Below are 11,999 nucleotides of genomic sequence, written 5' to 3'. Positions count from 1 at the left end.
TTAAGAGCTGTTTTTATTTCTAAAAAATAAAAAAATGGCCTTTTTTTATTAACATTTTATTCATATTTGCTTGTTACACTTTTTTCAAGTGAAGAAAAAGGAGTGACATGCTTTTGATCAGACGTTTTCAGAAATTTGATATTTATTTATTTTTCATATTGATCTTATCTGCCATCTTAAACATTTATAACATTTGGGAAGATGATACGGTGAATGCGTATTATACTGCGGCTGTCACAAGTATGATGCAAAGCTGGCATAATTTCTTCTTTGCTTCATTTGATCCAGCAGGATATGTCACGGTGGATAAACCCCCGCTCACCTTCTGGCTGCAAACGATGAGTGCCAAAATTTTTGGTCTCCATGGATGGAGCGTCATCTTGCCTCAAGCTTTAGCAGGCATTGGATCTGTTTATCTGATCTATCGTCTTGTCAAACCAACTTTTGGTCAAGCAGCGGCAAGATTAGCGGCACTTATCATGGCGTGTACACCTATTGCGGTTGCTGTATCTCGAACAAATAATATTGACAGCTTACTTGTCTTTATACTTTTACTAGCAACAGGAATGATGTTCAAGGCTGTAAAACAGCAAAAGGTTCTTTGGGCGATTGTTTCGTTTGCGATGATTGGCGTCGGCTTTAATACAAAAATGCTACAAGCCTATATGATCGTACCAGCACTCATTCTTTTTTACATCATTGCCTACCGAACGACATGGAAGCAAAAATTACTCTCGCTGATCGTTTCAATGATTGTCCTTTTAGGTGTATCTGCTTCATGGTCAATAGCGATTGATCTCACTGCCAAAGACAATCGACCTTATATCGGTTCAAGTCAATCGAATTCTGCATTAGAATTAGCCTTTGGTTACAACGGTCTCCAGCGGCTGACTGGTCAACAGTCTGGCGGGGGAGGCGGCACAAATCAGGGTGAGGGACAGCCACCTCCACAGCAGGGTGATCAGCAAAATGACAATGATTCATCCACCATGCCTCAGCCGCCATCTAGTGGAAATCAAAACAACTCAGACAATTCAAACCAATCATCCAGTCAGGAACAGCCTTCAATGCAAGGACCCCCAAACAGTGTAAACGGCACAACACCACCTGATATGCCATTTGGCGGTAATGGTGATGGACCGCCAAATGGCGTGGGCGGAAAAATGGGAAATGGGTCCGGCATGTTTGGTACAGGAACCAAGGGACCGCTACGTTTATTCCAATCTGAACTATCCGATCAAATCAGCTGGCTGCTTCCATTTGCAATCTTCGGTGCGATTGGTATCTTCTTCTCGACTGCCTTTGAAAGAAGACGTCTCAATACAAAACAAAAAGAAACACTATTTTGGTTAGCTTGGCTTATTCCTGTTGCTGCATTTTTCAGTGTAGCAGGATTTTTCCATCATTATTATTTGATCATGCTGGCACCTCCAATTGCTGTATTAGTAGGAGCCGGATGGGTTTCGATGACACACTTATTTCAAACAGGAACTGGGTTTAAAAAATGGCTGCTTCCAATTGCGATATTCGTTACAACAGCATTTGAAATCTTTATCCTATCCACTTTTACAAGCACGATCGGTCTTGGACTAAGCATTTCAGTCGGTATCATTGGTGTTGGAACAATCCTTTCTCTGCTTTTCATAAAAGGAAAAGAAAAACGAAAACAATTCGTGTCTCTCATCGCCATCCTTGGCATGCTGATTGCACCACTATACTGGTCAAGCACACCTCTTCTTTATGGAGGAAACAGTATGCTTCCAGAGGCTGGTCCTCAGCTTGCCACTTCAAGTGGCAGCATGAGTTCACAAGTCAATGAAAAGTTGATCAGCTATCTTGAGAAAAACAATACGGGAGAAGAATTCCTATTCGGAACAACAGATGCAACCACTGCTTCACCTTACATTATTAAAACAGGAAAAGCTGTTATGGCATTAGGTGGATTTAGTGGATCTGATAACATTCTCACGCTTAGCGAATTTAAAGAGCTCGTCAAAGACGGCAAAATCAAATACTTCTATCTTTCTGGTATGAGAGGCGGCAGCTCTGACATTCTAACTTGGATTCAAAAAAATGGAAAAGAAGTATCTGCTTCTAAATGGCAGAACAGCTCTACATCCAAAACAAACCAGCAAACAGACAGCCAACAATCAGAACAAAATGATCAGTCAAATGGACCAATGGGCGGAATGGAGAGCGGCACTCTTTATGAACTATCCGTTGATTAATTCATCTATTAAAAGGGAGGAACGATGACTGATGGAAAAGAACATACGATATTCTATTGTAGTCCCAGTCTATAATGAAGAGCTTGTGATCCATGATTCCTATCAGCGACTGAAAACAGTCATGGATTCGACGGGAGAAGCATACGAGCTTCTCTTCGTCAATGACGGTAGTATGGATCGAACAGCTGAACTAATTAAAGGGTATTCCCAAAACGATCCGAAGGTAAGACTCATTGATTTCTCACGTAACTTCGGACACCAAATTGCAATTACAGCTGGGATGGATTATGCAAAGGGAGAAGCTGTCATCGTGATAGATGCAGACCTACAAGATCCGCCTGAATTGATATTAGAGATGATCGCAAAATGGAAAGAAGGCTATGAAGTCGTATACGCCGTGCGCACCAAACGAAAAGGCGAAACTTTTTTCAAAAAGCAAACCGCTTCCCTTTTCTATCGCGTTTTACGTCAGATCACCGAAGTAGATATCCCAATCGACACCGGTGACTTCAGGTTAATGGATCGTAGAGTGTGCCATGAAATGAGAAAAATACGAGAAAAAAATCCATTTGTTCGCGGCCTAGTCAGCTGGGTAGGTTTTAAACAAATTGCAGTAGAGTACGTTCGAGATGAACGTCTAGCAGGAGAAACAAAATACCCGCTCAAAAAGATGCTTAAGCTCTCGATGGATGGAATCACTTCCTTTTCCTATAAACCTTTGAAGCTAGCGAGTATAGCAGGAATTGCCCTTTCCGCTATCGGATTCATTTCAATGTTTCTTGTACTTTACTTAAAGCTTTTTACAAACAGCACCATTACAGGATGGAGTTCATTAATTGTCATACAGCTGTTCTTTAGCGGCATTATCCTCTTTATGCTGGGAATGATCGGGGAATACATCGGCCGAATCTACGACGAGGCAAAAGATCGACCTCTTTACATCGTAAGAGAGAGTTACGGGCTTCAGTCAAAGCCACATCCTGTTCAACCCCCTGTTCATTTCAAGCAATACAAACAGCATTAAAAAAGCGTGTGAGACCTCTTTAAAGGTCCCGCACGCTTTTTGTATTAAGCAGGTGTTTCAAACCGCTTTCTGTTAATGAAGAAAGAAAGAGTAATAATCAGATAAATGCCCATTGTGACCATTGTTTGGACAATTGGAGTTGTTGACACAACGCCGATGAAAATGGCAATGATCGCAATCACAGAAAACCATGTTGTAAAAGGATACAGCTTCACGCGATATCCTCCTGGTTCTGCTACACTTCGAGATTTTAAATGCCCGACAGCAATAATAAACCAGATGAATAAGACCGTATAGCTTAAAGATCCCATTAAATAATTAAAGGTTTGACTTCCTACAAAAAGAGAAATCAATACAGCGGCATACAATGTAGATGTACACACTAGGATTGCTCTAACAGGCACCTGCTGTTTTGATAGCTTTGAGAAGCCCTTCCATACACGTCCATCCATCGCTTGCGTATAAAGTACCCTTGAGGATGCGTACAGTCCAGAGTTCATAGAAGACAAGATCGCTAGTAAAATGATACCGTTCATGATATCACTTGCGTATGGCACGCCAATTGTTGCAAACACGGTGACGAATGGACTCACTTGCTCATTGTTTACTTGATTCCAAGGAATCAAGCTGACGATGATGAAAAACGGCAGTACATAGAAACCGATGATTCGTACAAATGTACTTTGAATGGCCTTTGGGATGACTTTTTCAGGGTTTTTTGTTTCTGCTAATGTGACCCCAATCATTTCCGTCCCTCCATATGAATACACCACAACAAGCATGGCCGCAATTAAGCCGCCCGTTCCATTCGGGAAAAATCCTCCGTGGCCGGTTAAGTTGGATAATCCCGGTGCTGCATGCTGACCAAATGAGACAAAAAGCATGGTTAACCCAATGATAATAAATAAAATAATGACAGCAATTTTAATAGAAGCTAACCAGTACTCCGTCTCAGCAAACATTTTAACAGAACAAACATTGATCAATGTCACAACAAGCGAAATGATTAACACAAGTATCCAAATCGGCACCTGTGGGAACCAGTACTGAATAAAGATCGCAGATACGATCGCTTCTGCTGCAATGTTCAGCACCCACATTTTCCAATATATCCAATCTAAGAAATAAGCTGGATATTTACCTAACACAGGTTCAATTAAATCACGAAACGTTCTTGCGCCAGGTCGTGCAACCGTCATTTCGGCAAGTCCTTGCATAATAAATAATAAAATAAGACCACCAATCATATATGCCAAAATGACAGCAGGACCTGCGATATCAATAGCAGAGCTGCTTCCTTTAAACAGACCAGCACCAATTGCACCGCCAAGTGCGAGCATCATAATATGCCTTGACGTCATTGTTCGTTTTAACTGCACATGTTCCTTTTCCATTTTCTATAGCTCCTTTAAATTTGAATCTTCAGACAAATATAAGATAAAAGCATATAAAAAGGCCAGTCATCTCATTGAAGAGACGACTGACCTTGCAACCGCGTTACCACTCTAATTGATTCAGCCATTGCTGAATCCAACTTAAAACCCATTAACGGAGGTCACACGTAAAGACTTACTATTCATTCAGTCTTACCGCTCTTTGAGCGAGTTCAATGATTCGTTTTACTGCGTTGCACCAACCCGCAGCTCTCTTAAAAAACGGATGTTCATCTACTATTCTCAAGTCAAAGCGTTTATAGTCAATTTGTATATTCATCAAAGATTTTATTTTTTAAATATACTGACTAACCACGCAATTGTCAACATCCTTTTTCAGACATTCTCTTTTAACGAATCCAAACAGCTACTTCATCCATCGGACGGCGCGTTTTGCCACGCTTCGGCTCGATCACACGATAACCAAAGGCTGCCATGACAGAAATATCATACTGACCATCTTCAAGAAGCCCTTCTTCATCTAAAATGCGATGAATCTCATCGTAGCTGAATCCCTCGACTGGGCATGAATCAATGCCAATTTGTGCAGCGGCTGTCATCATGTTTCCAAGGGCAATATACGTTTGTTTTGAAGCCCAATCAAAGAGCGTACGTTCATTTTCTAACAAATGAAGATCATTCTCTTGGAATTCTTGGTAGCGTCCCTTCACCATCTCGAACGTTTCGTCTGTCATTCCTTTGATTTGCTTGTTGATGTATTCTGCATATGCTGAATCATAACGGGCGTCTGTTCTTGCCAAGATGATCACAAAATGGCTGGCAGTCGGAAGCTGCTTTTGCGCTCCCCATGTATATTCTTTTAATTTTTCTCTCAATGCTTCATTTTGAACAACGAGGAACTTCCAAGGCTCAAACCCTACAGAGCTTGGGGAAAGTCTTCCTGTTTCTAAAATAAACGCAAAATCATCCTCTGATATTTTTTTCGCTGGATCAAACTCTTTTGTTGCATGGCGGAACTCATACGCCTCAATGATTTCTTTTTTTAATTGTTCTTTGTTTCGCATTGTATTCATCCTTTCTATTAACCAATTAGGGTGTGTGTTTCGTCAATCCAATTTCTTTCCATTCCCATATAGAAATTGTTATGATAAGAAAACAAACAGCCCGAATGTGTGATGTGATATCTATATGGTATAAGAAAAGCTTCGAGCGATTCAAGTACGCACATTTTTGTTCGTTAGTTACCATCTTGTTCGTATATCACCAAATTTGCCTTAGAAAGGAGTCTTAAGATGAGTGCACCATCCAATCCAGTCAGTATTGTCAATCATGGCTGTCCCGTTTCAGTGACGACAAGTGTCATCGGAGGGAAATGGAAAGGAGTGATCCTTTATCATTTGACCTGCGGACCAAAACGCTACAATGAATTGCGCCGGCTGCTGCCAAGAATTTCTCAGCGTGTCCTCACACTGCAATTGCGTGAGCTTGAACAAGACGGCGTTGTTCATAGAGAAGTCTATGAGGAGGTCCCCCCTCGTGTCGAATATTCACTCACTTCTCTCGGAAATACATTAAAGCCTATCATCTTCGCCATGCGTGAATGGGGCGAATCCTATGGGAAAGAAGCGCGCCCAAAAGAAAAAAGCTGCCATCTCTAGCAGCTTTTTTTTAAGATGAAATTGCCGTTGGCTCTTGCTGTGGATCATCCTTCACAAACAGGATGCCAAGCTGATGATGCTCCCCTTCGTAAGAAGCACGTTTCTCAAATCTTGTCTGACCATTTAAGCCAATGATCTCGAGCTTTGTCAATGCACGATTGGTTTGAAGGGCTTCATAAAATTCCGAAACGGTTTTGACCTCAATTCCATTCACTTTTGTAATGACTTCTCCGATCTCAAGCTTTAAATCAGCCGCTGGTGTATTTGGAATAATCCCCAAGACCATCAGCCCTTGATTACGCTTAGAGAAGTAGAACGGGGCCGCATTGTCATTGACCCTCTGCTTCCATGAGAGAAAGGCTCTTCCTATCACCGCAATCAATACAGCTCCCCAAGCAATCGGTTCAAACCAAATACTTGCAGCACCTAATAAGGCGACAGCGAGTCCGAGCATGAGAATACGACGTGCCGTAATTTGAATACTAACAATTGGCAGTGAGCCTTGAATTCTCTGACCGAATCCGATGATATATGGAATCAAAATAAATGAAAAGCTTTGATCATGCACTTGAAGTACCGGCCACCATGGCAGAGAAGAAGTGAATTCACCTGCCGGCATCAGCAAAACAAGCGGTAAAAGCCACAGACGGTTTGCCCGCTGCTGACCAATTAAAAGTCCTCTCGCACTCATCACCATAGCAGGCGATGTACGTAAATGCGCCGTTCGATAGGCTAGAATCCCCTCGGTCATTAATAAAAGTCCTAGCAGAATGACAACGGCTGATGCATTCATCATTGAGAGCTGCGGCAGCCAAGAATGACTCACTTGGAAATGCATCAGTCCAAGTGCCGCAATAAAACTGAAACCGAGTGTGTATGCAGACGAAAGCGCACTCGCCTTAAAGAATAAAGAGAAAACGATGGTCATCGCTGCAATCAGCACGATGAATCCAGGAGGGAGGGCAATCCCTAAGCCTACTGAAATGACGGATAGGCATATCCCTAGAATCCATCCCTTTGAATATGTAAATTTAAGTTCATCGTATACATCTTCTATTCTTGTTTGAAACGCTTTTCTCTCCCGCTTTACGCGGATGTAGCCATGCAATAGGCTGATTAATATCATGAAATAAAAAAGAGGATGGATTAAAAACAGACCGACCGCTTTTAATCCGGCTCCCATCCACTCCGAGCTCATTATCGTTCACCGCCCAAGTCAAGCATTTTCTCTTATTCTATCAAATAAATCGATGCTTGACATCAGGTTTATTTCTCCTGATTCATCCAAAGTGTGACATTCGACAGTGAAAAATCTTTTAAGTAGTGATTGACATCTACATCTAGTATGCCGCCGAGCAGCTGCATCGACCTCTTGATGTCGGTTAAGTTTATACCAAGTCTCTTATGATTATCCATTAAATAATTGAAGTATATCTCAGCACAGTCTTCATCGATTTCATCGACTGATTCTACCGTTGTGTAATTGACCAAGTACCTGCTTAACAGCATGAGCAGACTTAATGCCTTTGTAGCGGAAAACGTCACATCTTTCGAACGACTCTTAAGTTCCTCTACCAACTCGTAATATTTTTTCTCTCTCACAATACTTGCCCTTTTCAATTGTGTACCCCCATTTACTAGTTCTTTTAAGAAAAGCGCAAACCTCGGTACAGCTTAATGCTCAAGCTGAATATCCGCAAAAAATAAAATATTTAAAATGAGTGCTACTTTTTATTGTAAGAATTATTTATGTAACATACAACTTTCAAAAGTTTCATTTTCATGACATGTTTAAATCAACAGAAAGTCTCTTATATACATATGTTATCGGGTAAAATTGAAGGAATGTTATGTTTTTTGTAAAATAAATGAATATATTTCTCGATATAATTTATTTTTATAAATAAATTATTACATGTTCGTGACACTTATGAACCAAAAAAAAGAGGCAATTATTCGCCTCTTTATTTTTTAAGATATAGTGCTTTTAGTGCAGTCTGCAATTGAAGGTCATTTTTTTCGTATGATTTCACTTCATCCACCATTTTGTTCATCATTTCCGCTGTTTTCAAATCAATGACACCTGATTTATCAAGATTGTATGTGCTTTGGAAGGCAAGTACGGCCTTTTTCGTTTCTTCATCAAAGTATCCATCTACCCTGCCAGGGTCAAACGACAATCCCTTTAACAGTGTCTGGGCTTGTCTCACTTCCTCATTGTTCATATCAAGCTGAAGCGGTTCTTTTAGCTGAAGCGGACCTACGGTAAAGTAATCAGGCTGATGAATCGCAATTGTCGGTACAACGCCTTTTTTGTGAATCCAATTGCCTTTTGGCGTGAGCCATTTATAAAGCGTTAATTTAATATTACTTCCATCTCCCATCGGAACCGCCTGCTGCACAGTTCCTTTTCCAAAGGAGACATCACCGACGACTTCATATTTTCCAGCTTCTTTCATGGCTCCAGCAAGTATTTCCGAAGCGGAAGCACTTCCTTTATCAATTAAGACATTGACTGGGTAAGGCTTTTGTTCTTTCAGCTTTGAAAAATATCGTTTCCGGTCGCCATTCCGTTCTGCGATTTGAATATAGGGCTGATCCTTCGTAATAAAATGCTTCAAAATATCTTCCACACTTTGCAGATAGCCGCCAGGGTTTCCTCTCACATCCAGTACAAGGCCTTCTATGCCCTTTTTCTCGAGTTGTTTCAGGCTTGACGTGAAATCCTTCGCCGTATCTTCAGAGAAGCTGGAGATCGCAATATAGCCTGTTTTATGACCATTGACCTCTTTTACAGAAGAAGTCACTGTTTCAAGCGGGATTTCTTCTCGTTTGATATGGAACGTTAGCTCTTTTTCAATCCCGTTTCGTTTGATTGTTAAGGCGACAGACGTTCCTTTTTTTCCTCTTATTTTCAGTACAGCATCGTTTAAGCTTTTTTCTTTCATCGGCTCACCGTCAATGCTGATGACTTCATCTTTCGGCTTTAGACCCGCTTTTGCCGCAGGGGATTTTTTAAAGGCGGAGACGATAATGATCTTTCCTTCATCCATCCCCACTTCTGCCCCAATTCCCTCAAAGGAAGAATCAAGCGAATCAGAAAATTGCTTTGCGGTTTGCTTGTCCATGTATACTGAATATGGATCGTTTAACGTTGAAAGCATTCCTTGGATCGCGCCTTCAAGCAGCTTTTGACGATCCACTTCCTCTACATATTCATTCGAAATAAGGTCATAGGCTTTCTCGATCTTTTCCATCCCATTCTCTTTCGCCTTATCACTTGATTGAGCTTGTCCAGCCATTGCAGCAGCTGCTTGCGGTGACTCCGCATGAGTTCCCTCTTTATGCGTCATCACACCTGCACTTATTAAGAGAACGACACTTGCCATAATAGATGCGATTTGTTTTTTCATATTTGGCCTCCTTCTTCAACTCTTCCTGATGACCTGAGTTATTATATGCCAGAAGAAGGGATTTCATGTAAAGACATTCTCCCGTGAAGGCTTGACGAATCATTTTATTAGGTGTAATTTTTATTTTGTTATGATTGAGAAGGAGTCTTCGCTATGTATATTATCTTGACGATGCTTTTATTAGGAATTTTATTAGGTTTTGTAGGAGCAGGCGGGGCCGGATTTGTCATCGCATTGCTTACATTAATTTTTGATATCCCTATCCATACAGCACTCGGGACGTCATTAGCCGCTATGGCATTTACGACACTATCAGGTGCATACAGCCACTACCGGGAAGGAAACATTCAGCTGAAATCTGGTTTGATTGTCGGGGCTCTGGCTTGTATTGCTTCTTTTGCTGGGGCTAAGGTCGCTCCTTTTATTCCAGAAGAGAGTCTGCACTATTTAACAGCAGGGATGCTTTTTTTATCCGCTGTTTTTATGATGATCAAACTATTTGTTCTTAATGAAGAGGCTGAGCAGCAGCCGCTTTCTTCACGTCAGCTGATGACAAGAGGCATTATTTTAGGCCTTGTGTCTGGAATGCTGTCAGGCATGTTTGGTATCGGGTCTGCACCATTTATTCAAGTAGGACTTTTGATTTTACTGAAGCTGTCGATAAGGCAAGCCGTTGGCACGACAATGCTTGTCATTATTCCGATTTCCATCGGCGGTGGAATTGGATATATTTCAGAGGGCTATGTTGATTTTATCTTGCTGATCCAAATATTAATTGGAACCGTCTTAGGCGCATTTATCGGCGCGAAATTCACACGCCTTGCACCGAAGCTCTTATTGAAATCAGCTGTTCTGTTAACACCTATTATTGCCGGATTACTGCTATTATTTTAATTCTATCTAGACCAAAAAAGCCGATAACGACATGTTATCGGCTTTTTGATTAGCGGATATATTGCGCTGGATTGACTGCATTTGATTTCGCGCCATTCCATAATCCTTTATGAATTTCAAAATGAAGATGCTGACCATGTGATTGGCCGGTATTTCCCATATAGCCAAGGAATTGTCCTTGTTCAACTCTCTGTCCTGTTGACACACTTCTTGTAGACAGGTGAGCGTATACAGTTTGATATGTCTGTCCATTGATATTGTGCGTAATGAACACAACATTTCCGTAGCTCGATGAGTAGCTTGAGTTTGTAACGGTTCCAGATGCTGCTGCATAGACAGGAACTGTGCCTTTTGCTGCAATATCTAATCCGAAGTGGTTTCCGCCAGAACGTCCGCCAAAGCCAGATGAGAAACGCCCTGCAGCTGGTTTAATAAAGCCTGAGCTGCTTGCTGGTGTATCAGATACTTGATCTGAGCCGCCGCTACGAGGTGCAGGTTCATTTTTTTCAGCTGCTTGTTTTGCTTTCGCCGCTTCTTCCTTTTGACGGTGTGCTTCCTCAGACTTCACAGCCGCTTTTTGGTTCGCAAGAATTTCTTGTTCATTCTCAAGCTTGCCTAGTTCATCATGTGCATAATTTTTTTTATCTGTCACATCACCTAAAATATGTTCTTTTTCTTTATGCTTCTTAGATAAATCTTTTTTCAGTGCCTCTAGCTCTTTCAGAGATGTTTCAAGTCCACTTAGCTGATTATTTAGCTCTGCTTCTTTTTGCTCCACCAGCTTTAAATCATTTTCATGTTCTGTAATCATGTCTTTGTCGGCTTCGACAATCGTTGTGACAGCCCCAACACGACCGACAAAATCACTAAAGCTGCGAGCACCTAGCAGCACATCTAAATAGTTGATCGTACCGCCGCTTTTTTGCATAGAACGAATTCGGTCTTTGAAAATGGCTTTTCTTTTTTCAATTCGCTCATTGATAACTTGAATGTCTTTTTTTAGCTTCTTGATCTCTTGCTTCGTTTTTTTAACTTCTTTCTCTTTTTCAGCGACTTTTTCAGTTGCAGTACTTACCTTTTGGTCAATTTGTTCAATTTCTTTCTTGAGCTTTGATTCTTTCTTTTCAAGCTTTGCCAGCTCTGACTTTTTCTTCTTCAAGTTTGATTCAGTCTTCGATGTTTTCTCTTCGATTTGTTGACGTTTTTGATCTAGGTCTTCGTATGCGAATGCACGATTCTCGTTCCCTGGAATGTATAGCCACGTTGTTCCAATAAACGCTGCCATTCCAGCCATCATCAGCTTTCTTTTCAAAACGATATTCCCCTCCCATGACAACTGTCGACATGAAGAGCCGACCGGATGAATCGGATCAACCGGTCACATCTTC

General features: G+C 41.2%; 10 protein-coding genes and 1 other annotated feature. Of the genes, 4 read left to right on the top strand and 6 right to left on the bottom strand.

Going from position 1 to position 11,999, the window contains the following annotated elements; all coding sequences use genetic code 11:
• Positions 1-113 precede the first annotated feature (113 nt).
• Together V6Z54_RS10140 and V6Z54_RS10135 are read left to right on the top strand one after the other, a co-directional pair.
• Positions 114-2,228, top strand: coding sequence for a glycosyltransferase family 39 protein (locus V6Z54_RS10140; protein ID WP_041088077.1), 2,115 nt, complete (start codon positions 114-116; stop codon positions 2,226-2,228).
• Between the two features lie 31 nt (positions 2,229-2,259).
• Positions 2,260-3,252 (top strand): glycosyltransferase family 2 protein, encoded by a 993-nt coding sequence (locus V6Z54_RS10135; RefSeq protein ID WP_218677426.1) that lies wholly within the window; start codon positions 2,260-2,262, stop codon positions 3,250-3,252.
• A gap of 44 nt (positions 3,253-3,296) precedes the next feature.
• On the opposite strand, the gene V6Z54_RS10130 is transcribed toward V6Z54_RS10135, so the two are convergent.
• Both V6Z54_RS10130 and V6Z54_RS10125 read right to left on the bottom strand, forming a co-directional pair.
• Positions 3,297-4,646 carry an amino acid permease gene (locus tag V6Z54_RS10130; RefSeq protein WP_041088073.1) on the bottom strand — a complete coding sequence of 450 codons (1,350 nt, stop codon included), beginning with the start codon at positions 4,644-4,646 and terminating at the stop codon, positions 3,297-3,299.
• Between the two features lie 75 nt (positions 4,647-4,721).
• Positions 4,722-4,946: a binding site (T-box leader), on the bottom strand.
• An 89-nt stretch (positions 4,947-5,035) separates the two neighbouring features.
• Positions 5,036-5,710, bottom strand: coding sequence for an NAD(P)H-dependent oxidoreductase (locus V6Z54_RS10125; protein ID WP_041088071.1), 675 nt, complete (start codon positions 5,708-5,710; stop codon positions 5,036-5,038).
• A gap of 228 nt (positions 5,711-5,938) precedes the next feature.
• Here V6Z54_RS10125 and V6Z54_RS10120 point away from each other — a divergent pair, with 228 nt between their 5' ends.
• Positions 5,939-6,304 carry a winged helix-turn-helix transcriptional regulator gene (locus V6Z54_RS10120; RefSeq protein ID WP_024423595.1) on the top strand — a complete coding sequence of 122 codons (366 nt, stop codon included), beginning with the start codon at positions 5,939-5,941 and terminating at the stop codon, positions 6,302-6,304.
• 10 nt (positions 6,305-6,314) lie between these two features.
• Here V6Z54_RS10120 and V6Z54_RS10115 read toward each other — a convergent pair whose 3' ends face one another.
• From V6Z54_RS10115 to V6Z54_RS10105, 3 genes are all read right to left on the bottom strand, one after another.
• A complete protein-coding gene (locus V6Z54_RS10115; RefSeq protein WP_024426241.1) occupies positions 6,315-7,502 on the bottom strand; it encodes a PDZ domain-containing protein in 1,188 nt (395 codons plus the stop codon).
• A 68-nt stretch (positions 7,503-7,570) separates the two neighbouring features.
• Positions 7,571-7,924 carry a swarming motility protein SwrAA gene (locus V6Z54_RS10110; RefSeq protein WP_003212923.1) on the bottom strand — a complete coding sequence of 118 codons (354 nt, stop codon included), beginning with the start codon at positions 7,922-7,924 and terminating at the stop codon, positions 7,571-7,573.
• 344 nt (positions 7,925-8,268) lie between these two features.
• Complete coding sequence (locus tag V6Z54_RS10105; protein ID WP_305960485.1) at positions 8,269-9,717, bottom strand: S41 family peptidase; 1,449 nt, start codon at positions 9,715-9,717, stop codon at positions 8,269-8,271.
• A gap of 153 nt (positions 9,718-9,870) precedes the next feature.
• Between V6Z54_RS10105 and V6Z54_RS10100 the strand changes: the two genes are divergently transcribed.
• Positions 9,871-10,611 (top strand): sulfite exporter TauE/SafE family protein, encoded by a 741-nt coding sequence (locus V6Z54_RS10100; RefSeq protein ID WP_024423598.1) that lies wholly within the window; start codon positions 9,871-9,873, stop codon positions 10,609-10,611.
• 49 nt (positions 10,612-10,660) lie between these two features.
• Here the strand turns inward: V6Z54_RS10100 and V6Z54_RS10095 are convergent, their stop codons facing one another.
• Positions 10,661-11,923, bottom strand: coding sequence for a peptidoglycan DD-metalloendopeptidase family protein (locus V6Z54_RS10095; protein WP_338527282.1), 1,263 nt, complete (start codon positions 11,921-11,923; stop codon positions 10,661-10,663).
• Positions 11,924-11,999 lie beyond the last annotated feature (76 nt).

It is taken from the genome of Bacillus sp. MAG717A (genome assembly GCF_036884855.1).
Taxonomy (GTDB): Bacteria; Bacillota; Bacilli; order Bacillales; family Bacillaceae; genus Bacillus; species Bacillus safensis.
This window is presented reverse-complemented; position numbering and strand designations above follow the sequence as displayed.

Excerpts from the sequence above, each read along its gene's own strand:
- V6Z54_RS10105 (WP_305960485.1), bottom strand. The coding sequence starts at position 9,717 with ATGAAAAAACAAATCGCATCTATTATGGCAAGTGTCGTTCTCTTAATA.
- V6Z54_RS10120 (WP_024423595.1), top strand. The coding sequence starts at position 5,939 with ATGAGTGCACCATCCAATCCAGTCAGTATTGTCAATCATGGCTGTCCC.
- V6Z54_RS10100 (WP_024423598.1), top strand. The coding sequence starts at position 9,871 with ATGTATATTATCTTGACGATGCTTTTATTAGGAATTTTATTAGGTTTT.
- V6Z54_RS10115 (WP_024426241.1), bottom strand. The coding sequence starts at position 7,502 with ATGAGCTCGGAGTGGATGGGAGCCGGATTAAAAGCGGTCGGTCTGTTT.
- V6Z54_RS10130 (WP_041088073.1), bottom strand. The coding sequence starts at position 4,646 with ATGGAAAAGGAACATGTGCAGTTAAAACGAACAATGACGTCAAGGCAT.
- V6Z54_RS10125 (WP_041088071.1), bottom strand. The coding sequence starts at position 5,710 with ATGCGAAACAAAGAACAATTAAAAAAAGAAATCATTGAGGCGTATGAG.
- V6Z54_RS10135 (WP_218677426.1), top strand. The coding sequence starts at position 2,260 with ATGGAAAAGAACATACGATATTCTATTGTAGTCCCAGTCTATAATGAA.